The organism is Archangium lansingense (genome assembly GCF_026626635.1).
Classification (GTDB): domain Bacteria; phylum Myxococcota; class Myxococcia; order Myxococcales; family Myxococcaceae; genus Archangium; species Archangium lansingense.
The window spans coordinates 88,683-112,191 of sequence record NZ_JAPNKA010000001.1; the positions used below are offsets into that span (position 1 = coordinate 88,683).

The window sequence follows — 23,509 nt, forward strand, 5'->3', positions numbered from 1 at the left end:
GGGGGGCTTCCGGCAGGGGCGTGGACTCCCTCGCGGCGGGGACGGTAGCAGCCGGGAACATGCGTGCTACTTCGAGCGCGGCGGGCGGAACGACGGCGCGGCAGCCAGCAGCTCTCGCAGTCGCCCTTCGGGTACGCGCTCCCACGCGCCGGCCGGGAGGAGCGAGCCGAAGAGGCTGGCGTCGAAGAAGTGCTGCCGGCGCATGACGCGGTCCCACTGAAACGCGTCGTAGGTCCCCTCGAAGATGAGCTGCCGGACCTCGATGAACGGTGGCTCGCCCTGCGCACCCTCCGCGAGCCACGTTTGCGCCCGCTGCTCCCACAGGCTGCCCTTGCGATCGACGCGCCCGATCTGCTGCTCGAGGACGGCCGGGTTCCATTCGGCGTGGAACTGCACGACGACGCGACAGGACTCGTGCAGGTTGAGCCCTTCGCGCCCGACCTGGCTCTGCGCGATGAGTACCCACGGCGAGGCGCCGGGCCGGTTGAAGGCGGCTTGGAGGTAGCGCCGCGTCTGCCAGCGCGTGTCTCCCTCGAGCAGTCGGGCGTGGACGCTCTGTCGCCCGTTGTCGTCCTCGAGGAGCGCCCGGAGCGCCTCGTGCCGGAGAACGGCCTGCTCCTCGTCGACATCCTCGTTGTCCAGCTCTCCGAGGAGTGGTCGCAGCCGCTCTTCGACGAACTCGGCGGCCAACGCGTCGAAGCGCTCGTGGGTGACTTCGTCGGACTCCGAGGTCGTCGCCAGGAAGTCGTCGAGGACGAACGAGACGAGGTGGTCCTCCAGCGCGCCCTCGAGCTCGCGGTCGACCGGCGCGCCGCCGAGCAACGTCGGGTCGGTGCACCACGCTACGACCGGCTTCTTCGCGCGCTCGCGCACCTGTCGGCGCAAGCGCTTGTAGTCATTGTGGCAGTCGGTCAGCGCGCGGCGCATCTCGGCGCCGTTGCCCATGGCCAGGCGCCCCGAGAGCGCGCGCTCCGCGCGCAAGCGCTCGAGCTGGCGAAGCGCGATCCCGAGCAACGCGGAGTCGGTGTGAACATCGTGAGCGATCGGCCTGCTCGCGTCGGCCGCGCGCAGCGCGTGGCGCACGTTGAGCACGTCACGGAGGAGCCGAAGCGGGCGCAGGAAGACGCCGAAGACGAGCACCTTCTCGCGGTTCAGCGTCCAGCCCTCGATCTCCTTCACAGCAGCGAGGATGCGCGGGTGCTCGGCGTCGGGGTCGAGCTCGGCCCCGTTCACGGGCGGTAGTCCTTCGAGCACGCGCTTGCGGCCGACGCGCAGACGTCGATACCAGTAGGCTGTGCGCGCGATCTTCCCGCGCGTGTGATCGTCGACGACGCCGGGCTCGGGAATATGGAGCGGCTCTTCCGTCTCCGACAAGTCGATGCTGACGTGGCCCGCCGACAGCTTCGTGTACGCATCGCGCACCGCGCGCGGCCAGTCCGCGGTGTCCTTGAGCGTCAGCCCGCGAGCGCTCTGGCTCATGCACTCGGCGGCGAACAGCACGTCGAGCCACGGCGAACGCTCGCCGACCGTCTCAGCCCAGCCGATCCTCAGCGGCAGTACGTTCCGATGCGGATGTGGGGCGTCACGGAGCCTCCCGGCGGGCAGCTTCTCCCGGAAGCCTTGGACCAACGGGTCTTCATTACGCCGACGCCGCGTGACGTACGGTGCCAGCGTCTCGGCGAAGTCCCTCGCGGCCGCGCACAGCTCGTCGAGGCGGCTGTCCTCGTCGGGCGCAACGGCCGCGCGTCCCGCGGCGTCATGCAGGCGCTCGATGACCTGGTTCCCTCGCTCGCGATCGATCTCGCTGCGCGCGCGCTCGAGGAGCTCGAGCCACTGCGACAGCTTGAGCTCCATCGGTGTCGCCGTGAGGCAAAGCCGCTGCCCGCTCTCCGGCTGCTTCAACAGCACATCGACGAGACGCGCGAGCACGGTGCCGGAGACCGCCCCCATCGCCGTGCCTTCGACGTCCACCTCACCCCGGCTCTTGTGGGCCTCGTCGATGACGAGGAGGTCGAACTCGCCGAGCCACAGGCCCAGGAGATCCTCCACGAGGAGACGCCCATCGTCCTTGAGTGCCTCGATGAGCTTTCTGTTGTCGCCATCTCGCCGGTACGGCGGCAACTGATCGAGGCGCTCACGGAGCTTGACGCGGTCCTGCCCCCGTACCTGGCGAACCAGCTCTGAGGCGATTCGCCCGGTCGTCACATGCGGATCGTCGAGCAACCTGCCAGCGAAGGTCCGTCGATCGTCGCGCGTGGCCTGCGCCGTCAGTTCCGCGCGAACGTAGGAGGGAAGGGCTACGCGCCACTCCGCGGGTCGTCTGCCCTGCCGGACTTGTGGCGCGCGGAAGCCATGTGAGACCAGGAGCCATTCCGTGGCCCCCGGCGCCGGGGCGATCTCCTCCCAGGTCTTCGACTTCGCGTCTTCGATGAAGTCTCGTACCGAGGTGAACGTCTTGGCGTACGGCATGCCCAGCATGCGCGCTTCGTGCTGCCACTGGTGCATGAGGCCGTGCGGGACGACGACGGCGGCCCGGCCGCCTGCTTCGAGGACCGCGTGGACCACGGCGCACGCGATGCGCGTCTTGCCGGTGCCGACCTCGTCGGCCAGCACGACACCGCTCTGCGGCAGCCGCTCGGTCATCCACGTGAGCGATGCCCGCTGACCGTCGTCTAGGTGCTGCTCCTCACGTGGCCTGGCCGCGTCCTCCGCGACGCGCTTTCGAAGCGCGCTGGCTGCGCGGGCCCACGAGAAGCTCATCGCAGACCCCACGCGCGGGCAGCGCCATCCAGCACCTCGAAGTACCGGGCTCGCTGCTTGTCGGTCAGGTGTGGCGAGCTCAGCTCCGGCTCTCGGAGGTGTGCGAAGACGTCGAGCCGGTGCGTCCGCCATGTCGCGATGAGCGCCTCGGGGAACGACGCGCGGAACATCCTGTCGAGGTGATCGAGCCAGTCGTCGAGCATCGACTCCGGGAGCGCGGCCTGGAGCGCGGCGACCTGCTCGACGAGCTCGGCGGAGGCGTGCAGCGCGTAGCTCTTCTCCTGCTCGGGTGCCGCCCCTTTGCCCGCGCCCTTGGTGCCGCCGCCGCCGCCGTCATCACCGTCATTACCGTCGCCGTCGTCGGTGGCCTCCGCGGGACGGATGGGGAAGTCGAGGAGCGCCGCGAGCGCGTCCGCGTAGGTGTCGAAGCGCGGTGGCTGCCAGCCGACACGCCCGGCTGCATCCACGACGGGCACGACCCACTTGCGGTTGCTCTCTCCGCGCACGCTGAGGGCGGCCGGGTTCTCGCCGTTCTTCAGGGGGACGTCATCCCCTCGCTGCACGTCGAACCAGTCGCGCCCCGTCCACGAGATGCTCACGCGCGTCCCGGCCGTGACGTCCTCGCGCCAATGCAGGCTCAGACGTCGCGACGGTTCCGGCTCGAGGGTGGCCGAGAGAATTGGCGGTGCTTCCAGGATGGGCTGTGCGTCCGGTGCGTCACCCTCCTGGCCCACTATCCACTCGTCGCCGTCGATCGTCCCTGCTTCATCGGTCCAGAACAACCAGCGCCCGATGGCCTCGCTGTCGAGCCGCTCGTCTACCGCGAAGACCACGCCGGTCTCCACGTTCCCCTCGGGCATCGCACCGTGCGTGAGGATGCCCCGGCGCGAGAGGTTGCCAGAGCCGAGGTAGAGCCAGCCATTGCTCACGTGACCATCGCGGAGATAGCCGGCGTACACGAACTTCGCGTGCAGCCTCCGGTTGTGGTCCAACGCGTCGAAGGGCCGAACGAGCTCCCAGCCCTCGGTCTCGCCCTCCTTGGCCCATGTCGCCACGGCGCCCGCTTCGCCGGGATCGACGAGCGCCACGCGCCGCACGTTCGCGGTGAACACGCCCAGGTCCTCGAGCTTGCCGAAGACATCGGGCTTGCGTGCCTTGGCGGACGGCTCTTCGTAGAAGCCGGAGCCGCACAGCAGCAGGTTCCTCGGCTTGTCGATCGCGCTGCGGAAGCGCTCTCGGATCTGGTCATACAGCGGGCGATCGAGCGAGTGGATGAAACGCGGCTTGCGGTTCGCGGGCGCTACCGAGGATGCGGCGGCAAGGAGCGCGTCGAGCCGCGCGGTCAGCTTGCGCTCATTCGTTGGGAGACTCTGTTCGTCGCGGTGGAAGCGCCGCGCGAGGAGCGTCTCCACGAACGCGCCGGCCGCTGCCACTTCCGCACGGTCCTCGGCACGGGCGGTGCCATCGAGCGGGAGATCGACGACCCAGACCAGCTCGAGCTGCTGCCGCGCCGAGGTATAGGTGAAGTTGGCCGTGAGGACCGCGAGGCGAAGGTGGACCGGCGCGCCCGTCCGGTTCGGAGCGAACGCGAGCAGTGCGACCTTCGCGTGCAGGAGCGAGCCGGGATTGACCGCGCGCGGCTGAAACTCGTGAAGACCGGGGATGCGCCCTGGTGGGAAGACCGCCTGCCGCGACGACGACGAGTGCCCGTCGAGCATCAGGTACACGAGCACGTTCCCCAGCTCCGCGCGCTGTCGCGGCCGGAGGCCCGTGAAGCGCTGCACGGCGTCCTCGAGGAAGTCCTCAGTGCCCGTCATGGCGACGAGGACCGCGCTTTGCCCAACCATGCCCTCGGGCGGCACGAAGATGTCGAGGAGCGTCTCGGCGCTCATCGAGTACCTCGCGGGTCAACGTCACGCAGGAGCGAGTGCAGGTTCGCGAGGCGGAAGGTCCTGCCGGTGCGATCGGGCTCGATGCTCTCCGCGCCGTCCTCGAGGCCGCCTGCCTCGCCGGTGGCGTCGATGATGCGGAACAGCGGGCCTCGGACGACGGAGCCATCGGCGAGCCCGAGCACCTTGCCCGCGCGCCCAACCAGAAGCCGGATGGCCTCGGCGTCATCGGCAGCAACGACCGCATCGGCGAAGGAGCGGCTCGTGGCCTCCATCACCGAGGCGCTGTTTGCCTTCTCCACGTAGTTCTTCGCGGCCGTGCGCAGGTCCGCGATGGCCCTCTTGAGCGCCGGGTCGTTGGCGAGCGTCGCGAGCTTCACGCCGCCGCGTCCTGGCTCCACCGCGCGGGTCAGGTTGGCGACTGCGTCGCGAGCCCGGTCGAGCACCGCGCCGAACCGGAGAGCCGCGACGAGCTCGTTGGCTTGCTCGCGATGACCAGCCTCGCGAAGCCGGGGCACGACCACGCCTTCGATGTCCGGCAAGTCGGCCTTGCGCCCAAGCGCCCGCTCCAGGCGCTGCCGCTTCTCGCTTGCTGGCGTCGAGGTTCCGAGGAGCCTCGAGCGGACCAGTGCACGCTCTTCGTCGGTGGCGTGTTCGGGCGAGAGCGCTTGAAGGAGGGTCCTGGGCCAGCCAGAGAGCTCCCGGTCGCCGTCGAGCCACCCGAGCAGCCACTTGAGGAGGCTCGTCCCGCCCTTGCCGACGCGCTGTTCGAGGAACGCGTTGGCCAGGGCTCGCCCGATCGGCTCCAGCTCGAGGAGATCGAAGCGTGAGCCGCGCGCGAAGCCGAGCCCACCGTCGACCCGAATGGCGCGCGTCGCGGCCTGGCGGTGCGTGTTCCGCACGTAGCTTGTCGCCTGGCGCAGCCGGTGGAACGACCACACCTCCCGCTCGGTGTCGCGACCGAACGCGCGGCGTCCGAGGATACGCGGCGACGGGGCCTGCGGATCGACGAGGTACTCGAGCTTGCAAGCGAGTGCCTCGATGCCATGGCAGATGGCCGTTGGCTTCGGCGCGTTCGAGCCCTGGCTCGCCAGCTCCTCATGGAGCGCGAGTGCGGCCAGGGGCCACGAGAGCTGCCTCGCGAACCAGATGCGACCGAGTTCGGGCACCACGAGCTCGCGGAAGAACAGGTCGGCCGCGCGCAGATCGAAGTCGAGCGAGAGCCGCGAGGACGTGACCTCGCTCGGTGCAGGAGAGAACCAGTATGCCGCTGTGTCGCTCATGGGCCCGCCGCACGCCGGAACGTGCGGCGAGCCATCATACCGGCGGAACGACACCACCGGAACGGCTACTTCCCCGACGCGCGCCGGAGGGGGAGGAACTCGGGCCGCCACATCTCGGCCTCGAGCAGGCTCTCCAGGTCCTCGGGCAGCTTGCGCATGGCCACCTCCTCCTTCACCGCCTGGCGCATGACGGCGATGGCCACCTGCCGGCTCGCCGCGCGCAGCCGGTCCATGCGCGGGTACAGCGCGCCCTGCGCCAGCCTCGCCCCGTCCGTGTAGTCCGCCAGCGCCAGCGACGCCGCCGTCAGCATGCCGTCCGTCACCCGCTTCGCCCGCGACAGCAGCACGCCCAGCCCCAGTCCCGGGAAGATGAAGGCGTTGTTGCCCTGGCCCACCGGGTGCGGCGCCCCGTCCCACTCCACGTCCTCGAAGGGGCTGCCCGTGGCCACCAGCGCCTTGCCCTGCGTCCACTGGTAGATGTCCGCCGGCACCGCCTCGCAGTTCGCCGTCGGGTTGCTCAGCGCGAACACCACCGGGTACGGCGTGTTCGCCGCCACCGCCTTCACCACGTCCTCGCCAAATGCCGCGCGCTGCCCGCTCAGCCCCAGGAGCACCGTCACCTTCGCCTCCCGCGCCGTCTCCAGCAGGCTCGGAATCGAGCCCTGCATCTTCCACCCCGCCACGCGCGAGGGCTCGTGCGCGAACTCCAGCTTGTACGGCTCCAGCCCCTTGCGGTCCTTCAGGATGAGGCCCTTGGAGTCGATGAGGTAGATGTGCTCGCGCGCCTGCTGCGTGCTCATCCCCTCGCGCTCCATGCCGCGGACAATCTGCCGCGCCACGCCCACGCCGCCCGCGCCCGCTCCGTGCACCAGGTACACCTGCTGGCCGAGCGTCGTCTGGCTGCGCCGCGTGGCCGACAGCAGGCCCGCCAGCACCACCGCGCCCGTGCCCTGGATGTCGTCATTGAGCGAGGGCAGCACGTCCCGGTAGCGCTCCAGCACGTCGAAGGCCTTCTGCTTGCTGAAGTCCTCCCACTGCACCAGCACGTTGGGGAAGCGCCGCTTGAGCGCCGTCACGAAGGCGTGGATGAAGTCGTCGTACTCCTTGCCCTCCATGCGCGGCCGCTTCACGCCCAGGTAGAGCGGGTCATCCAACAGCTCCTTGCGGTTGGTGCCCACGTCCAGCTCCACGGGCAGCGTCACCGCCGGGTCGATTCCCGCCGCGGCCGTGTACAGCGACAGCTTGCCAATGCAGATGGCCAGGCCGCCGAAGCCCTGGTCCCCAATGCCCAGAATCCCCTCGTTGTCCGTGGCGACAATCAGCTGCACGTCCGGGAAGGGCGTGTTCGCCAGCAGCGCGTCGATCTCCCCGATGTTCTCCGGGCTCACCACCAGCCCGCGCGGATAGCGGTAGATGCGGCTGAACTGCTCCACCGCCTGCGCCACCACGGGGGTGTAGATGATGGGCATCATCTCCTCGATGTGCCGGTTCAGCAGCGCGTAGAAGAGCACCTCGCTGCGGTCCTGCAGCGCGCGCAGGTAGACGTGCTTGTCCAGGTCCGAGCGGAAGGAACGGAAGTTGGCGTAGGCGCGCTCGAGCTGCTCGTCCAGAGTGGACACGTGCGTGGGCAGCAGGCCCAGCAGTCCGAACTCGCGCCGCTCCTCCAGGCTGAAGGAGGTGACCTTGTTGAGCAGGGGCAGGCGGGTGAGCATCAGCCCCTCCAGGTGCGTCTCCAGGTAGGGCCGGCCGTGGGCGTCGAGCTTCTTCTCGTACTGTTTCATGGGGGAAACTTCGTCTCGATGAAAATGGGGGGCGATCCCTTAACGGCTTGCCCTCGGCCGCAACAAGGTCCCCCACCGGGCGGGCATAAGAGCGGGTTCGGGTCTCCCATGCGGCCCATGTACGGCGCTTCGCGCCAACACGCCGCGTCAGCCAGTGCCGTCATCCGACGTGTCAGGTAGTTATTCCCAGGCAACGCGAGGGCTGTTGGCCCGCCTGGTTCGGGAGCGGCTTTGAACGTGGAACTGGCTACCCCGGGCCGGCACTGGTTCAATCCCCGCCCCGCTTCTTTCGCCGCAACTGGCCGAGGATCGATGAACGCACGTGTCTGGAAGATAGCCCCCCTGCTGTTCGGCTCGGGATTCTGTGCCCTGGTGTACCAGACCGCGTGGCAGCGCGAGCTGCGCCTCATCTTCGGGGCCTCCACGGCCGCATCGGCCGCGGTGCTGGCCATCTTCATGGGCGGGCTGGGGCTCGGAGGCGCGTTGCTGGGCGGCCGTGTGGACCGGGAGAAGCGCCCACTGGCCTTCTACGCCAACCTGGAGCTGCTCATCTCCCTGAGCGCGGCGGTGACGCCGGCGCTGGTGTGGCTGGCGCGGCTCGTCTACACGGGCCTGGGCGGCACGGTGTCGATGGGGCTGGGCTTCGGCTCGGTGGTGCGGCTGGTGCTCTCCGCGCTGGTGCTCGCGGTGCCCACGCTGCTGATGGGTGGCACGCTGCCGGCGGCGGCGCGCGCGGCGGAGACGCAGGACGACGTGCGGCGCCGGGCGCTCGCCGTCCTCTACGGCCTCAACACCCTGGGCGCGGTGGCCGGCGCGGCGGCCTCCACCTTCCTCCTCTTCGAGGTCTTCGGCACCCGCAGCACCCTGTGGCTGGCGGCGCTCCTCAACGTGCTGGTGGCCCTGATTGCGCGTGCGGTGGCGCGGGGACTGCCCGACCATGAGGACTCCGCCGCACCGGCCGAGGCCGCTGCTGCTGCTGCCCCGGAGGCCGCGACGGCCTCCCTGCCGCCGCGCCGCTTCGTGCTGAGCGCCGCGGCGCTGGTGGGCTTCGCCTTCTTCCTCATGGAGATGGTGTGGTACCGGATGCTGGGGCCCCTGCTGGGCGGCTCCACCTTCACCTTCGGCATCATCCTGGTGGTGGCGCTGGCGGGCATCGGCCTGGGCGGCGCGGCGTACGCGGCGTGGGGCCAGCAGCGCCCGGCCACCCTGCGTGGCTTCGCGCTGACGTGTCTGCTGGAGGCGCTGCTGCTCGCCGTGCCCCTGGCGCTGGGCGACCGGATGGCGGTGTTCGCTTCTCTCATGCGGCCCCTGTCCATCTTCGGCTTCGGCGGCCTGGTGCTGAGCTGGGCCATCGTCGCCGCGGTGGTGGTGCTGCCGGCAGCCTTCATCTCCGGCGTGCAGTTCCCCCTGCTGCTGGCGCTGCTGGGCCGCGGCGGTAACAACGTGGGCCGCCAGGTGGGCATGGCCTACGCGTGGAACACGGCGGGCTCCATCGTGGGCTCGCTGGCGGGCGGTTTCGGCCTGCTGCCGCTGCTCTCCGCCCCTGGTGTCTGGCGGCTGGTGGGCGCGGTGCTGGTGGGCCTGGGGCTCGCCGCCGTGGTGCTGTCGCTGCGCCAGGAGCAGGCGACGCCGGGACGCATGGTGCCGCCGCTGGCCGCCGCCGTGGTGGCCGCCCTGCTGCTCACCGCAGTGGGACCCACGGCCGCCTGGCGTCACAGCGCCATCGGCGCCGGCCGCGACAAGCTGGAAGGGGGCAACTCCATCAACGGCGTGCGCGACTGGATGGCTGGCCAGCGCCGCTGGCTGCGCTGGGAGACGGACGGTGTGGAGAGCAGCGTCGGCGTCCTCGGCGCCTACGGCCTGTCCTTCATGGTGAATGGCAAGTCGGACGGCAACAGCCTCGGCGACTCGGGCACCCAGGTGATGGGCGGCCTCATCGGCGCCTTCACCCATCCCAACCCCCGCCGCTCGCTCGTGGTGGGCCTGGGCACCGGCAGCACCGCCGGCTGGCTCGGCTCCGTGCCGGAGATGGAGCGGGTGGACGTGGTGGAGATCGAGCCTGCCATCCTCCACTTCGCGCGCATGTGCCAGGACGTCAACGAGCGCGTGCTCGACAACCCCAAGGTGAAGGTGCACCTGGACGACGCCCGCGAGGTGCTGCTGGCCTCCAAGGAGTCCTACGACATCATCTTCTCCGAGCCCTCCAACCCCTACCGGGCCGGCATCTCCAGCCTCTTCTCGCGCGAGTTCTACCAGGCGGTGAAGAAGCGGCTGGCGCCCGGGGGCATCTTCCTGCAGTGGCTGCAGACGTACGAGGTGGATGCGCGCACGGTGCGCAGCGTCTACGCCACGCTGTCCAGCGAGTTCGGCGCGGTGGAGACGTGGCACACGCAGGGTGGAGATCTCATCCTCATGGCCACCGAGCAGCCGCAGCGGCATGACTTGGAGCTGATGCGGGCGCGCGTGTCGCAGGAGCCCTACCGTCGGGCGCTGCCCGCCGTCTGGGGCACGAACGAGCTGGAGGGCGTGCTGGCACACTTCATCGCCGGGCCCGCGCTGTCCAAGGCGCTGGCCGAGGGCCAGGAGGCGCTCCTCAACACGGATGACCTCTCGTACGTGGAGTTCGCCTTCGCCCGCAGCGTGGGGCGCAAGGACACGGGCTTCTCCTACCCGCTGCTGCGCAGGCGCAGCCGGGAGCTGAACGTGGACCGTCCGGAGGTGGCGCGCGGTACGGCGGACTGGCATCGGGTGGAGGAGCTGCGGCTGTCCGGCGAGCTTCCCTACTCCATGAATCAGCCTGGCGTGAACAAGGCCGCGCTGGAGAACCACCAGGCCTTCAGCGAGGCGTACCGCCGCAACCAGCACGCCAGGGCCCTGCAGCTGTGGCGCGAGGGCGGCTGGCAGCCCCGGGGCCCCATCGAGCTGGTCCGGGTGGCCGAGTCGCTGGCCGCCGCGGGTGAGGAGGCGGCGATGATGCCCTTCGTCGAGGAACTGCGCCCCACGAGGCCCTTCGATGCCGAGGCGCTGGTGGCCCGGCTGCGCAAGCAGCAGCAGCGTCCGGTGGAGGAGACGGAGTCGCTCGAGCGCGCCTTCGCCATCCTGCGCCAGACGCCCTGGCACAACCGCTCCCTGTTGCAGGATGCGCTGACGCAGGCGTTGACCATTTCCCAGAAGGACCCGGTCCTGGGGCGGCGGCTGTGGACCGCGCTGGACAAGCCCTTCTCCAACTACGCCGGGGAGAGCCTGCGCCTGGGCGTCCGGCTGGACATGGCCGATCGGATTGACCCCAAGGGGGGCCTGTGCGCCGAGGCCGTCGGGGCCTTCGAGCCCCACATCCCCTGGACCCAGCAGTTCCTCGAGCTGCGCTCGCGCTGCTACGTGACGAGCAACCACCCGATGCAGGACCAGGCGCTGGAGGATCTCCTGACTTTCATGGAGGCGGAGCCGCCGCCGCTGTGGGACAACGGGCCGGGTGCTCCGGGTAGCCCCACGCCCGCGGAGGCCCCGAAGGACGCGCCGCCGGTGTCGAACGTGGGGACGCCGTAGCGGGGGAAGCCCTCCCCCTTCCGGGGTCTCCGCGCTAGGGTGCCGCCGCATGTCGGAGACCCCACTCGTCTTCAACCATACCGTCCAGGGACTGTTCTCCCGCACGTTCCCGGACGGGGTCCCCCCCGAGCTCAAGGCGCAGCTGCGCGTGGCGGGGGTGGACCTGGACAAGCCGCTGCTGCCGGCCTACCCGACCACGGTGTGGTCGCGCTGCATCGACCTGGGTGCCCGGGCCGCCTTCCCCGACGAGCCGCGCCGCGAGCTGGCCTGGCGCCGGATGGGCGAGCGGATGATCGACGGCTACCAGGACTCGATGATTGGCCGGGCGATGTTCTCCATGCTCCAGGTGCTGGGGCCGCGCCGGATGTTGCAGCGGGCGCAGAAGAACTTCCGCACCGGCAACAACTACAGCGAGGTCCGCATCACCGAGGTGTCTCCCACGGAGATGGAGCTGTGGTTCAACGAGACGGACGACGTGCTGCGCCACTTCACGGTGGGCCTGGTGCTCGCGGGCATGCGCGCCGGGGGCGCGGATGAGCCCCAGGTGCGGCTGCACGACATGGACGCGAAGGGCTTCACCATGCGCGCCACGTGGAAGCCCAAGGTCTGAAGTCCTTCTCGCCGCGGCATTCGATGGGACCACGGAGATGGTCCGAGGTGCGCCTCATCAAGAGCCCCGGTGGCGTTCGGCCACGCGGTAGAGCCAGGTGAGGGAGGAGTCCAGCAGGGACTGTCGCGAGCGCATGTAGTTGCGGGCCCGGACGAAGGGAAGCCAGAGGCGGTTGCCCACGAGCACCTGGGCCTCCTCGAGCTTCTGGCGCGGAATCCACCTGCCGCCGAGGTTGCGCACCAGCACCTCTCCCAGGTAGGCGCCAATGGCGGGTATCGCGTGCTCGTCGATGGCTTCCCGCAGGCGGCTCGTCGGGAATTCCTCGCGCCAGAAGTAGAAGTCGGCATCCGTGAGGGACTCGGGCGTGGCGTCGAAGACGGAGGGCACCTCCGAGTGAAGCAGGGCCACGAGGTGCTCGGCGTAGAGGCTGTACTGCTGCAGAGCGAGCTCCAGGTTCTCCACGTCTGGGGGCAGGGCGGAGCCGGCGGGGCGCCACTCCTCGGGCTCGGGAGGTTGCCATGCGTTGAGCTCGGCGATTCTGCGCTGGCGCACGTGACTGGGGGCGCGGTCCACTACCCGCGAGAGGAGAGGGGCCAGGTCCGGGTGGAAGCGGGGCTCCACGGGGGCGAGCAGGGCGCTGCGCTCATGCAGGGTGCGCAGCACGGTGTCGAAGTCGAGGTCCGGCCGGAGGTGGGCGTGGGCTCGGGCTTGGGCGAGCCGGGCCTCCTTGCTGGCGAAATCCGCGGCGGTGGGCCACGTCACCAGGAGGACGCAGCCGTTGGGCAACTCCTCCACCCGGTGCGCCGGCGTGGACAGCATGCGCTCGCGGCCCACGGTCTCCACCAGTCTGGGACTGAAGACGTTGAGCCAACACACCTCATAGACTTTATCGAACCCGTCTCTTCGTCGAGTCGCGTCGTCGCGGCCAAAATCGGGGAAGCCCGCCCACTCCATGTCATCAATGCTGTGAGCCACTGCATGGGGACCCGGGTAGCGCGCGGTCCAGGCACGCACCATCTCCACGAATTGGCGACAGCGCTCCTCCCCCGAAAAGAAGGAGAGAGGCTTTATCTTGATGGTGATGTCCAGTTGGGGCGCAAGAGGTGGGAACCACTGTCTGAGCGTGATGTCCAACGCGGGCCACTTCGTCCGGTAGAGCCCGATGGTTGTTCCTCTGTCGCGGCGCTCCTCGTCCAGTGCCTTCCAGACGGCGGGGCGGGCATATTTTCGTCGCCGCTTGCCTTCGACGACGTCCGGCATCCACCCACCGGCGTGCTCCTCGAGCGCCACGAGAAAAGGCTCCAGCTCGCTCTCCCTTGCCGCCTGCGGGTTGAAGGCGCCTTGGAATGAGAACCAAAGGGAGTCCTCGTCCTTCTCGCCGTGAAACTCCAGAACCTTCATGGGAACAACACCTCCACTCCCGGAATCGCCTTCTGAACCGCGTCCACAACAGCCTTCAAGTTGTTGACCTTTGCAGGCTTGAGGTCGCCGCCCTCGTAGATGAGGCGTACCCTCACGACCTGCACTTCGCTGCTCCCTGGGAGAATGGATTGGACGGAGTTGCGGCGGATGTCCAGCGTCTCGCCGTAATGTTTCAGGGCCTCGAGCGCATCCGCCTTCATCTGCGTTTCTAGAGCCTTGTCTCCTGATTGTGAGAGGTCACGACTCTTGAAGCTGAACGTCTCCACCCGCAGCGGCTGTCCGCCGAGCGCGCCTTCCTCGATGACGAGCACATCCGTGTAGCGCAGGCCAGAATTCGGCTTCCTCACGCCCACCTGCGTTTCAATGCGGGGCCTGTCGAAATCACCGAGGAAGCGGCGCTCGGCCCGAGGCTTCGCCGCGTCCTCGCGCAGCAGCTTCACCATGTCGCGCTCGAAGGCCAGGCCCCGGGCAAACCACCCGCGCAACTGCTCGTAGGGCGCCCACTTCAGGGGGCCCTCGGCGGCCGTGCCCTGCTCCACCTCTTTGAAGCGCTTGTTGTAGTACTCCACGTACTCGCGCCAGCGCGGGCTGCCCCGGGCCTCCGGCGGCGGGGCTTCCAGGACGGGGCGGTGCTGCTCCAGCACCCTCACGTCCTTGGGCAGGCGCGGGCCCGTGGCCTCCAGTTCCGCCACCGCCAGCTTTGCCTCCACCACCTCCCGCGTGTGGCCCACCCCCTCATCCACCAACGAGGCCAGGGTGCCCTGGCGCTCCGCGGCAAGGGCTTGCTTCGGGGCGGGGCGTGCGGCCTCGTCCGCCGCAGTGGCGGCTTTCCCGGCGCTGGCCCCCGCACCGCTCTTCACGGGTGGGGAGCCCGTGGCCCCGGGCCTGGCCTTGGACATGAGCGGCCGGGCCTTGGCCACATTCCCCCTCGCCGCGTACAGCGCCAGTGCGGCGTCCATTCCCCCCACGGCCACGAAGCGGCCCGCCTCACGTCTGGCTTGTATGTACCGGGCCAGCTCCCGTAGGCCCTCCGCACCCATGCCCAGCTGCGCTTGCAGTTGCCGCGTCTTTTCCGCGAGGGCTCCCACTCGCGTCCGCACCGTCTCCAGCCCCCTCTGGAGTCCGGCTCCTCCTCCCCGGGCCTCATAGAGGGGGCGCACGCCCTTGCCCCCTACGTACAGGGTTGCCAGCAGCGCGACGGGTGTCAGCTCGCGCACGGCCTGCTCGTACTCGCCCCGCGAGAGCGAGTACAGCCCGTGGCCCGTACCCGCCGCGAGGTAGTAGAAGCCCAGCGGCACACCGAAGGTGAGGTGGTCCACACTGCCCAGCACCACGTTGCCCGCCGAGTAGTGCTGCTTCGCCGCCTCCCGTTCCACCTCGTCGAGGTCCTCCTGGTAGGAGGGGGGAAGCTGGCCTCGTTGCCGTGCGTAGTGGGTGTACCAGGCATTCTTCTCCTGCTCGTGGGTGAGCAGGTCGGTGGCGGCGCGGCCAGTCCCCCGCAGCAGGTCTCCGGGTTGGAAATCCCTGTCCGGACGAGCTGAGAGCTTCAGGCTTCGCGCCTCCAACTCCGCACGGGCCCTGGGCATCAGCCCCAGCGTGGACTCCAGCCGCTTGTCCCGGGCCAGCCAGAAGAGAAGCTCTCGCAGCTCATCGTCATAGGCCGAGTCGAGGAGGAAACGGACGAACACCTCGGCATGGGCGACTCCATATGTGTCGGTGGCATGGAGGAGGAAGGAGAGACGCTTGCGGTTGAGAATGCTGGCGGCGTCCTCGCGCACGGGCCCCAGCGGGCCGAGCCGCACGGCATCCCAGTCCGTCAGCGACTCCACCAGCCGGGGCATGTCCACACGCTGCTGGAGTGCGACGTATTCGGCGGGCGAGGTGCATGTGAGGAAGGGGGCGAGGAGCGCGTCGCTGTCCTCGGAGGAGAAGTCGGGCCAGCCCGGCGGCACGGCCTGCCCCCCACAGCCCTGGGGGGTGGGCCCCATGCTGGCCACCACGTACTCAGGCGCCTCGCCCGCGCCCCCCCGCCGCTCCTGCTGGCCCGGCCCGGCGGACAGGGCGTGCTCGCCCCCCTGCGTGGAAGCAAGAGGGGAGAGTGCCGCGAGGAGCGGGGGCTCACTGGCCCCCGTATCTCGCAACGTGGAGAGGGCGCTGGAGCTCTCCAGGGTGCTGCCGCCATGTCGCGGCGCCAGCGTGACGCAGCCGGTGGATAGCAGCACGGCCCCCAACAGCGCGGCCCGCCTATAGGCCCAGGGAGGCGTAGGCACCCGGGGACGGCGCCCCGTCCACCTCATGCGCGCCACGTGGAAGCCCAAGGCCTGAGGCCGGCCCGGGAGGCCCTCACTTCCGGGGCGCGCCGCCGTAGAGCGTCTCGGCGCGGTGGAAGAGCACCCACGAGGTGATGATGTATTTGTCGTTGGACTCCGACACGTTGCCCCGGTGGGTGTGGGTGAAGCTCGCGGGGAAGATGAGCATGCGGCCCGCCTTCGATTGGACCTTCTTCTCCTGGTAGAAGAACTCGGTCTCGCCGCCCTGGCTCACGTCATTGAGGTAGAACTGGAAGGCGAGCACGCGGTGCAGGGGCTCGCAGCTCGCGTCCTTGGGATACACCTCCGAGTGCCAGTGCGGGTAGCCGCCGGAGCTCTTGAGGTACTTCTGCACGGTGAGGTCCCCGTAGCGGTAGAGGAAGCCGACGAGCTGATCGAAGACGGGGTCCCCCAGCTCGGCGAAGTTCTCCCGCGTGAGCGTCACCACCTGGCCCGTCTTGGGGTGCTTCGTGGAGAGGGAGACGGCGCCGATGAGGCTGTAGAGGTACTTGCGCAGGTAGCTCTTGAGCGGGGGAAACGCCGCGTCCAGCAGCCGGCGCAGCAGCGGCTGGTATTCCGCGTACGTGTTGAGGGTGAGGTCGTAGCTGTCCTTCTTGGTCAGGTCGACGCCGCCCCCGGTGCGGCCGCGCTGCACGTGGGGGCTCTTCTCGAAGAGCTGGAGGATGTCCTGGCACAGCGCGGGTGGCAGGACGCCGTCGTGGACCTCGATGAAGTCAGTCATGGGGAACCCGGGCTCCGCGCGTCAGCGGGCGTAGATGAGCTCCACGTCGAAGACGAGCACCGAGTTGGGCGGAATGGAGGGGTAGCTGCCGTTCTGGCCATAGCCGAGCTCGGCGGGGATGACGAGCTTGCGCGTGCCGCCGACCTTCATGCCGACGAGGCCCTCCTCCCACCCCGCGATGACCCGGGGCTCGACCCCGAGCCGGAGCGCGAAGGGCTGGTTGATGTCACGGCTGCTGTCGAACTTCGTGCCGCTGGGGAGCCAGCCGGTGTAGTGCACCTCGAGGTAGCGGCTGGTCTTGGCCTCGGCGCCAGTGCCCACCACCAGGTCCTGGATATAGAGGCCGGAGTCGGTGCGCTGCATGGCCGCGAGGTCCACGCCCAGCTCGGAGGCGAACGTCACGTTGGCTGGGTCTCCCGTGTCCGGGCCACAGGCAGAGACAGCGAACAGCAGGCACGCGGAGAGGATCGGGAGGAGTCGGTTCATCGAAGTAGGCCCTCGGGAAGGAAGGAAGCGCCCGAGAGCCTAACAAGGGTGGCCGCGCGCAGGTGGGCTCACCTGGAGCGCGTGCGCGGTCCTCCGCCTGCCCACTGGTACCCCACGGTGGCACCCGAGCCGATGAAGCCCAGGGCGATGTACTTGCGGAGCCACTGGAGCGTGCTGCGGTTATCCACGACTTCCTCCAGGACTCCGTGAGCCACCACGCCCAGCAGCGTGCCCACGGCGGCACCTCCCAGCGCTCCGAGGAAGGCGCTTCCCCGATCCTGGCTGCCGTTGAAGACCAGCTCGCCCAGTCCCCACGTCCCCAGGGCCGCCAGCGGGGGCGTGAGCACCAGCCCCGCGCCGAACGCCGCCACGTCCAGCTCCGTCCAGCGCCCGCCCGACTCCGCCGATTGCAGGAAGAGCAGCCCCGCCGGCAACGCGCCCACCAGGCTGCCAGCCAGCGTCTCCGCCGCCGTCACCCACAGCCGCTCTCCGCCCATGCGGCTTGCGCCGTACACGCCTCCAAGCGGCACCAGCGAGAACGTCCCGTACATCACCCACGCCCCGGCGGACACGGGAGCGTCCGCGGCGAGGTGGGGAGACGTACGGACCGTCTTTGGCGGCGGCTCGGTCTTCTCCACCTCGGAAGCCTCTTCTTGGGGCTCCGGCTGGACGGGCGTGGCGGGGAACTCGACGTTCTGGTCGGTCAGGAGCGGGAGCGCCACGGGGATGCCCCGCGCCCGTGCCTTCAGCGGTGACTCGTGGAGGGCCGGGAGGGGCCGGGCCGAGGCCTGTGATGAGGCGAGCACGGCCCCGAGCAGCGCGAGGGAGGCCAGGGAGGAGAGGAGGGAAGCAGGCAGGCGCATGGTATTCAGAGAGGGCCCGCGGTGCAGCCGCCCCGGCCCGGCTCCCGGGCAGCGGGGACCTGGTGGTGGACCCGTGTGGCGGAGGGATGGGGCGGGTGTCGCGTTTCGTCCACCCGTGCACCTGGGCGGGCGCGTCCCAGCAGACAGAGAGGGTCCTCGCTTGTCGGCGGGTGGACGGAGCTCGGGCAGGCCCAGTCACTTGTGCGAGGCGTGACTAGCTTTCGCGCGTGAAGACGCCTTGGCCGCTGCTGCTGCTCGCTGGAGTGCTGGCGGGTTGTCCCCTGCCGAATCATCACCTTGCCCTGCGCATCCGGGACACCATCCCAGAGACCCACGAGGGGTTGTCGCTCGCCTGGTACCAGACAGTGGGCGTGGAGCTGGAGCCGGGCAATCACGTGGAGCTCGTCCACAACGGCCACGTCTTCGACATGCTCGAGGAGGAGATTCGCGCCGCCCGCTCCAGCATTCACATCCTCCTCTATATCTGGCGTCCGGGGCACCCGTCGGACCGCATCATCCAGGCGCTGCGCGAGCGCCATCCCGGCGTGGCGTGCCGCGTCCTGGTGGACCCGCTGGGCAGCATCCGTTTCGAGGACAGCGTGGGGCCGGAGCTGGTGGCGGCCGGCTGCGAGGTGCGCATGTTCCGCCCGCTGCAGGGCACCATCTCCACCCTCAACCTCAAGCGCTTCCAATCGAGGCTGCACCGCAAGCTGGTGGTGCGCGATGGCATCTCCGGGATGACGGGCGGCTGGGGCATCTGGAAGAGCTGGATAGGAGAGGGGCGCAAGCCGGACGAGTGGCGCGATGCCAACATCTGGGTGCAGGGGCCGGCGGCGAGAGGCCTTCAACTGGCCTTCGCACAGAACTGGCAGGAGGCGGGGGGCGGCATGCTGCCGGCCGAGGCCTTCCCCGAGCCCATGCCCACCCCGGGTGAGGCGCGTGCCGGCTTCGTCACCCACACGGGCGCGCCGGTGCTCACCAACGCCGAGCGGATGACGCTGCTGGCGATTGCCTCGGCGAAGAAGCGGCTGTGGATCGCCAACTCGTACTTCATCCCCACGGGGGCCATTCAGGACATGCTCATCGCCAAGGCCAAGGCGGGCGTGGACGTGCGGGTGCTCACGCCCGGGCGGCACCATGACATCCCCCCGGTGCACGAGGGCCAGCGCGCCACCTACGCGCGACTGCTGGAGAACGGCGTGCGCATCTGGGAGTACGAGGTGTCGATGATGCACTCCAAGTCGCTGTTGGTGGATGACCGGCTGTCGATGGTGGGCTCGACGAACCTGGACCCACTGGCGCTCAGTGCCGAGGAGGGCTCGCTGGTGGTGGACGACCCGGAGCTGGCGGCGCAGCTCGCCCGAGCCTTCGAGGAGGACTTGCAACACTCAGTGGAGATTCGCTGGGACTCGTGGCGTCGGCGCGGGCTCTTCAAGCGGCTGTCGGAGGGGGTGACGGTGCTCTTCGGCAAGTACCTCTGAGCCCCGTTCGAGCCCCCGCAGTGCCCCTTCCGAGCCCCATGGCGCGGTGCGTTGAGGTGGGAGGACGGCTGGCTGCCGAGCCACCGGGGAGAGAGGCCGTGGCTCGCCGCCTGCCCGCGCACCCGCTAAGCTGTGCTTTCCGACAGGGAGGCTTCACGGCAAGGCCGGCGTACTTGCTTCCCGTGTGCATCACCGCGGGAGGGCGGTATGGAAGGCGCCATCACGAGTCTCAACAGCATCGTGGCGATGTACCAGGAGGAGCGGTTCTTCCTTATCGCCATCTGTTCCACGCTGTTGAGCATCACGGCGTTCCTGTTCTTCGCCCTGCCCTGGACGTGGGTGGCCTGGAAGAACCCCGAGTCCTTGCGGAAGTACCGGGTACAGGGCCGGGACATCCCGGTGAAGCGGTGGTTCGCGCCGTCGCTGCAGCGCTTCGCCTTCAACAACCTGGTGTCCTTCATGGGGGTGCTGGCCGCGTGGCCGGTGTTCCGCCTGTCGGGCATTCACGCTGGGGAGCTGCCCGCCTGGTACGTGATGGTGGGGCAGATCCTCTTCTTCATCGTCCTGGACGACTTCCTCTACTACTGGATGCACCGGACGCTGCACACGCGCTGGCTCTACAAGCACGTGCACTCGGTGCACCACCGCATCACCACGCCCTACGCGCTCACCGGCAATTACATGCACGCGGTCGAGTTCATGCTGACCTCGACGCTGGTGCTGGTGGGGCCCTCGCTGGTGGGGGCGCATGTAGTGACGCTGTGGGCGTGGATTGTCTTCCGGCAGTTGGAGGCGGCGGACGGGCACTCGGGCTACGACGTGCCGTGGAACCCGGCGCTGCTCTTCCCCTTCTACAAGGGGCCGGCGTACCACGACTTCCACCACCGGCGGTTCTTCGGCAACTACGCGGGCTTCTTCGCCTACCTGGACAAGGTCTTCGGGGGCACCTACTCGAAGGGGTACGAGGAGTACCGCCGGGCGAAGAATCCGCAGCCGGAGACGCAGTCTCCGCCGGAGCCCCAGCCGCAGCCTCAGCCGGAGCCGTAGCTTCACGAACGTGTCCAACAGTCGGACACCTTTCTGAAGACCGCGCCCAAGAACCCCTCGCCCTCCGGGAGAGCACGTCGCCAACTGGTCCGACTATCGGACCAGTTGCTCGAAGCCGAGCCCAAGAACCCCTCGCCCTCCGGGAGAGGATCCCCCCGTCGTTCAAAGGGGGGCAAGCCCCACGGGGTGAGGGTGCCACGGGCCCCGGGTTTCCCCAGTGCTGGGCTCACCCACGCTTCTGTGCAGGAGGGCTGGAGCGATGTTCGAGAAGAAGTGAGTTGCGCATGCTCCCTCTCCCTTTGGGAGAGGGCGGGGGGTGAGGGTAGTCCCCTGCGTGTCACCCCGCGTCGCAGTCATGGGGCACAGGAGGGAAATCCCTCACCCTAACCCTCTCCCAGAGGGAGAGGGGATGTCCTCAAGACCTTCGAGGACACTCCACTTCAGCTCACGGAGGGCCATAGCCCTGGCGGCGCGAGTTCAGCTCCACCGCGGTGGCGTAGATCTGCGCCCAGGCCTTGAACTTGATGCGGTTGCCCAGGCCCTTCTGATCATTGGCGTAGTGGAAGAGATCCTCGCGGAAGAGGGCATCGGCGGCCTTGCGCGCCTCGGGCCCGAGCGGCGTGCCCTTCTTCTCGTAGTAGCGAAGCAGGTCGTAGCCGTAGTCGTGCGTCTTGGCCATGGGATCGAACTCCTTGTCCGGGCCAATCTTCCCCGGGGCGGAGGCGTCGCCGTGAGGATCCTGCATCCGCTGGCCGTGCTTCGTCTGAATGGCGTAGGGCTTGTAGCCCATGACCTGCTCGAAGTCGGCCGGGGGCGGGCGAGCACCGGTGAGGTACTCCCGCATCAGCGTGCCGTGGTTGCCCGCGGGCGCGGCTCCCACCTTCGCCGTGCGCTGCAGCGCGTTGGCGGCGCCGGTGAACGTGTCCTGCTGGTGGGGACGCGTCTGGGCAACGGCGTTGGACGACGCTTCGGCCGGCGTCTCCGCGGGAGTGGAGTTGACCGGGCGGCGCGGCGAGACTGGGGAGTTACGGACGAGCATGGGAACCTTGGGGGCAGCTTCTTCTCAAGTTATCGAAGTCCGCCGTACGGGAGTTGCGTACCTGTGACTGACGCGCCGCGTGGTGCGGGGAGACCTCAGTGGGAACGGACCTTTATCTCGATGGGATGGCCCGGCTGGAAGCGGGGGACGTGGAAGAGGGGCGTCGGCTGCTGGAGGAGGCGCTCCAAAAGGCCCCGGGGGATGTGAAGGCAATGCACGGGCTGGCGCTCGCGTTGGACCTCGCGGGAGAGCGTGCCCGGGCGCTGGAGCTGCTGGAGTTCGCCCATGCCCGCGCACCCTCCGAGCCGGGACCCGCGTGTGACCTGGCCATGTCACTGCTGGAGCGGGGCGAGGACGCACGGGCAGCGCAAGTGCTGGCGCCGGTGCTGGACGCTCAGCCAGACCAACCTCGTGCGAACCTCTACCAGGCCATGGCCCTGGCGAAGACAGACCCGGCTCGCGCGCGCTCTCTCCTGACGAAGGTGTTGCGGGACTCGGATCCGGAGCTGCGGCAGGAGGCGGAGGCCCTGGACCGCGTGCTGGCGGAGCACGCACCTTCCACCTGACTATGGCCGCCGGGGCAGGGACTTCACGAACGCGAGGTACTTGGAGTCAATGCCCTCGAAGAGCGCCTCGCCCCCGTGCGTCAAGGCCCGCGCGAGCTCCTCCACGGCCCGCTCCGTATTGCCCAGCTCCAGCTCGCACTGGCCCAGCCGCAGGTGGACGAAGGGCGTGCCCAGGCCGCCGGAGCTTCGTGCCGCTCCCTGCAGCGCGTGTTTGCCCTCGCTAAAGCGCCCCAGCTGGAAGCACATGTCCCCGAGCGCGGTGAGCACCCGGAGCGACACGTCGTGTTCCTCCACGGGCCGGGGGATGAGCGCGAGCGCCTCGCGGTACTTCAGTAGCGCGGACGCCAGCTCCCGCTGCCGCGCGAGCTCCTCTCCCATGACGCACAGCTCGGAGATCCTCTCGTGACGAGCGTCATCCATGAGAGCTATTTCTAGCAGAGCACTCAGACGTGCGGAGGGTGCCCCCCCTGTCCGTGGCGAGCGACGGCCAGCCGCAGCGCGTCCGGCTCGAGCATCACCTCATCCTCGTAGCACCAGCCCCAGTCCTCGCCGGGCTCGAAGGAGCGGATGACGGGATGGGACGTGGCGTGGAAGTGCTTGGTGGCGTGGCGGTTGGGCGAGGAGTCGCAGCAGCCCACGTGGCCGCACTCCAGACACAGCCGCAGGTGCACCCAACGGCCGCCGATGCGCAGGCAGTCCTCACACCCGGCCGTGCTGCTTGGACGGACGTCGCGAATGGACTCGAGGTGGGTGCAACCAGAGGTCTCCATGGTGTGCGCTCCTTTTCCACCAGGGTAGGCACCCTCCGGCGACACGGCGGACAGCGGCCCGGACAGCGCACGGCCGGGCGGCTCGCCCTTCTGCCCCAGAGGCGTGTCCTCCGCTGAACAGCTCCGGGCTCGCCGGACGCCGCCGAACGTTGACCATCCAGCATTGCATTGCCCGTCTGAGCGCCCCCGGACTGGGGAAGCAGAGCGCCCATTCCTAATTTTTTCGTGTGACTGTCATGGGAGCGTGGGGCATGCAGGGGCTCGAGGGCTCGTGGGAGCTGGGGGTTGGGCGTCCGACGGCAACGCCGCGGCGGTTGGTGTTCGAGCACACGGTGGAAGGGCTCTTCCGCTTCTCGTTGCGCAGCCGCCTGTCAGCCCAGGCCTGGAATGGCCTGCGCGCGGCGGGAATCGACCTGTCCAAGCCCCTGCTGCCCGCCTACTCGTACGAGACGTGGAAGCGGGCCCTGGAGCTCACCGTGGTGGACCTCCACCCGCTGCTGCCGCGCGAGGAGGGGTGGCGCCGGCTGGGCCAGGAGGTGGTCAACGGCCTGGTGCACACGGTGATGGGCCGCGCCATGGTGGGAGTGGCCCGACTGCTGGGACCGCTGCGCTCGCTGCGCCGGCTGAACAACACGCTGCGCAGCGCGGACAACTATGTGGAGGCGCGCCTCACCGAGCTGTCGCCCACCTCGTGCGAGGTATGGATTAACGAGGTGATGGGCCAGCCCACCTACTACGAGGGGATTCTGCAGGCGTGTATTGCCCTGGCGGGTGGCCAGCGGGCGCGGGCGCGGGTGGTGTCGCGAGAAGGTTCCGGTGCACGCTTTCACGTGGAGTGGGAGGAGTAGGCCGCCTGGAGTGAGGTGAACTCTACCCACGTGGGTAGCAGGGGACTCGGCGAGCGGATACTTCCCG

The 23,509-nt window shown here is 69.2% G+C and carries 18 protein-coding genes; 6 read left to right on the forward strand and 12 right to left on the reverse strand.

Features of this window, described 5'->3' with window-relative positions; genetic code table 11:
- Positions 1-66: 66 nt before the first annotated feature.
- The 4 genes from OV287_RS00355 to OV287_RS00370 form a co-directional block, all read right to left on the reverse strand.
- Positions 67-2,760, reverse strand: a complete 2,694-nt coding sequence (locus OV287_RS00355; RefSeq protein ID WP_267531941.1) for a helicase-related protein — start codon at positions 2,758-2,760, stop codon at positions 67-69.
- Positions 2,757-4,652, reverse strand: a complete 1,896-nt coding sequence (locus OV287_RS00360; protein WP_267531942.1) for a phospholipase D-like domain-containing protein — start codon at positions 4,650-4,652, stop codon at positions 2,757-2,759. The genes OV287_RS00355 and OV287_RS00360 overlap by 4 nt, the downstream gene beginning before the upstream one ends.
- The gene (locus OV287_RS00365) at positions 4,649-5,932 is read right to left on the reverse strand and encodes a hypothetical protein (protein WP_267531943.1); all 1,284 of its coding nucleotides are present in this window, start codon (positions 5,930-5,932) and stop codon (positions 4,649-4,651) included. The genes OV287_RS00360 and OV287_RS00365 overlap by 4 nt, the downstream gene beginning before the upstream one ends.
- A gap of 65 nt (positions 5,933-5,997) precedes the next feature.
- Complete coding sequence (locus OV287_RS00370; protein WP_267531944.1) at positions 5,998-7,713, reverse strand: NAD-dependent malic enzyme; 1,716 nt, start codon at positions 7,711-7,713, stop codon at positions 5,998-6,000.
- A gap of 312 nt (positions 7,714-8,025) precedes the next feature.
- On the opposite strand from OV287_RS00370, the gene OV287_RS00375 reads away from it, so the two are divergent.
- Positions 8,026-11,259 carry a fused MFS/spermidine synthase gene (locus OV287_RS00375; RefSeq protein WP_267531945.1) on the forward strand — a complete coding sequence of 1,078 codons (3,234 nt, stop codon included), beginning with the start codon at positions 8,026-8,028 and terminating at the stop codon, positions 11,257-11,259.
- A 49-nt stretch (positions 11,260-11,308) separates the two neighbouring features.
- A complete protein-coding gene (locus OV287_RS00380) occupies positions 11,309-11,869 on the forward strand; it encodes a DUF2378 family protein (RefSeq protein ID WP_267531946.1) in 561 nt (186 codons plus the stop codon).
- Positions 11,870-11,926: 57 nt separating this feature from the next.
- Here the strand turns inward: OV287_RS00380 and OV287_RS00385 are convergent, their stop codons facing one another.
- The 5 genes from OV287_RS00385 to OV287_RS00405 all read right to left on the reverse strand — a co-directional run bounded on the left by OV287_RS00385 (position 11,927) and on the right by OV287_RS00405 (position 17,691).
- Positions 11,927-13,270 carry a hypothetical protein gene (locus OV287_RS00385; RefSeq protein WP_267531947.1) on the reverse strand — a complete coding sequence of 448 codons (1,344 nt, stop codon included), beginning with the start codon at positions 13,268-13,270 and terminating at the stop codon, positions 11,927-11,929.
- On the reverse strand, positions 13,267-15,588 hold the full coding sequence (locus OV287_RS00390) for a hypothetical protein (protein ID WP_267531948.1): 2,322 nt from the start codon (positions 15,586-15,588) through the stop codon (positions 13,267-13,269). Before OV287_RS00390 ends, OV287_RS00385 begins: the two co-directional genes overlap by 4 nt.
- 46 nt (positions 15,589-15,634) lie before the next feature.
- A complete protein-coding gene (locus OV287_RS00395; protein WP_267531949.1) occupies positions 15,635-16,342 on the reverse strand; it encodes a 2OG-Fe(II) oxygenase in 708 nt (235 codons plus the stop codon).
- A gap of 21 nt (positions 16,343-16,363) precedes the next feature.
- Positions 16,364-16,828, reverse strand: coding sequence for an FKBP-type peptidyl-prolyl cis-trans isomerase (locus OV287_RS00400; protein WP_267531950.1), 465 nt, complete (start codon positions 16,826-16,828; stop codon positions 16,364-16,366).
- Positions 16,829-16,896: 68 nt separating this feature from the next.
- Positions 16,897-17,691 carry a hypothetical protein gene (locus OV287_RS00405; protein ID WP_267531951.1) on the reverse strand — a complete coding sequence of 265 codons (795 nt, stop codon included), beginning with the start codon at positions 17,689-17,691 and terminating at the stop codon, positions 16,897-16,899.
- A gap of 227 nt (positions 17,692-17,918) precedes the next feature.
- On the opposite strand from OV287_RS00405, the gene OV287_RS00410 reads away from it, so the two are divergent.
- Together OV287_RS00410 and OV287_RS00415 are read left to right on the forward strand one after the other, a co-directional pair.
- Positions 17,919-19,172, forward strand: coding sequence for a phospholipase D-like domain-containing protein (locus OV287_RS00410; RefSeq protein ID WP_267531952.1), 1,254 nt, complete (start codon positions 17,919-17,921; stop codon positions 19,170-19,172).
- Between the two features lie 207 nt (positions 19,173-19,379).
- Entirely contained in the window at positions 19,380-20,219 is an 840-nt protein-coding gene (locus OV287_RS00415; protein WP_267531953.1) for a sterol desaturase family protein, read from the forward strand.
- Between the two features lie 445 nt (positions 20,220-20,664).
- Here the strand turns inward: OV287_RS00415 and OV287_RS00420 are convergent, their stop codons facing one another.
- The gene (locus tag OV287_RS00420) at positions 20,665-21,258 is read right to left on the reverse strand and encodes a hypothetical protein (RefSeq protein ID WP_267531954.1); all 594 of its coding nucleotides are present in this window, start codon (positions 21,256-21,258) and stop codon (positions 20,665-20,667) included.
- A 98-nt stretch (positions 21,259-21,356) separates the two neighbouring features.
- Here OV287_RS00420 and OV287_RS00425 point away from each other — a divergent pair, with 98 nt between their 5' ends.
- A complete protein-coding gene (locus OV287_RS00425; RefSeq protein WP_267531955.1) occupies positions 21,357-21,824 on the forward strand; it encodes a tetratricopeptide repeat protein in 468 nt (155 codons plus the stop codon).
- Here OV287_RS00425 and OV287_RS00430 read toward each other — a convergent pair whose 3' ends face one another.
- Both OV287_RS00430 and OV287_RS00435 read right to left on the reverse strand, forming a co-directional pair.
- On the reverse strand, positions 21,825-22,244 hold the full coding sequence (locus tag OV287_RS00430; RefSeq protein WP_267531956.1) for a hypothetical protein: 420 nt from the start codon (positions 22,242-22,244) through the stop codon (positions 21,825-21,827).
- Between the two features lie 23 nt (positions 22,245-22,267).
- The gene (locus OV287_RS00435; protein ID WP_267531957.1) at positions 22,268-22,594 is read right to left on the reverse strand and encodes a ubiquitin carboxyl-terminal hydrolase 14; all 327 of its coding nucleotides are present in this window, start codon (positions 22,592-22,594) and stop codon (positions 22,268-22,270) included.
- A gap of 251 nt (positions 22,595-22,845) precedes the next feature.
- Here OV287_RS00435 and OV287_RS00440 point away from each other — a divergent pair, with 251 nt between their 5' ends.
- Positions 22,846-23,442: a DUF2378 family protein gene (locus OV287_RS00440; protein WP_267531958.1), complete on the forward strand. Its 597-nt coding sequence runs from the start codon at positions 22,846-22,848 to the stop codon at positions 23,440-23,442.
- Positions 23,443-23,509 lie beyond the last annotated feature (67 nt).

Coding starts and splice junctions, on each gene's coding strand:
- OV287_RS00365 (WP_267531943.1), bottom strand. CDS start 5,932: ATGAGCGACACAGCGGCATACTGGTTCTCTCCTGCACCGAGCGAGGTC.
- OV287_RS00420 (WP_267531954.1), bottom strand. CDS start 21,258: ATGCTCGTCCGTAACTCCCCAGTCTCGCCGCGCCGCCCGGTCAACTCC.
- OV287_RS00355 (WP_267531941.1), bottom strand. CDS start 2,760: ATGAGCTTCTCGTGGGCCCGCGCAGCCAGCGCGCTTCGAAAGCGCGTC.
- OV287_RS00380 (WP_267531946.1), top strand. CDS start 11,309: ATGTCGGAGACCCCACTCGTCTTCAACCATACCGTCCAGGGACTGTTC.
- OV287_RS00415 (WP_267531953.1), top strand. CDS start 19,380: ATGGAAGGCGCCATCACGAGTCTCAACAGCATCGTGGCGATGTACCAG.
- OV287_RS00360 (WP_267531942.1), bottom strand. CDS start 4,652: ATGAGCGCCGAGACGCTCCTCGACATCTTCGTGCCGCCCGAGGGCATG.
- OV287_RS00395 (WP_267531949.1), bottom strand. CDS start 16,342: ATGACTGACTTCATCGAGGTCCACGACGGCGTCCTGCCACCCGCGCTG.
- OV287_RS00385 (WP_267531947.1), bottom strand. CDS start 13,270: ATGAAGGTTCTGGAGTTTCACGGCGAGAAGGACGAGGACTCCCTTTGG.
- OV287_RS00390 (WP_267531948.1), bottom strand. CDS start 15,588: ATGAGGTGGACGGGGCGCCGTCCCCGGGTGCCTACGCCTCCCTGGGCC.
- OV287_RS00435 (WP_267531957.1), bottom strand. CDS start 22,594: ATGGAGACCTCTGGTTGCACCCACCTCGAGTCCATTCGCGACGTCCGT.
- OV287_RS00430 (WP_267531956.1), bottom strand. CDS start 22,244: ATGGATGACGCTCGTCACGAGAGGATCTCCGAGCTGTGCGTCATGGGA.
- OV287_RS00405 (WP_267531951.1), bottom strand. CDS start 17,691: ATGCGCCTGCCTGCTTCCCTCCTCTCCTCCCTGGCCTCCCTCGCGCTG.
- OV287_RS00370 (WP_267531944.1), bottom strand. CDS start 7,713: ATGAAACAGTACGAGAAGAAGCTCGACGCCCACGGCCGGCCCTACCTG.
- OV287_RS00375 (WP_267531945.1), top strand. CDS start 8,026: ATGAACGCACGTGTCTGGAAGATAGCCCCCCTGCTGTTCGGCTCGGGA.
- OV287_RS00400 (WP_267531950.1), bottom strand. CDS start 16,828: ATGAACCGACTCCTCCCGATCCTCTCCGCGTGCCTGCTGTTCGCTGTC.
- OV287_RS00440 (WP_267531958.1), top strand. CDS start 22,846: ATGCAGGGGCTCGAGGGCTCGTGGGAGCTGGGGGTTGGGCGTCCGACG.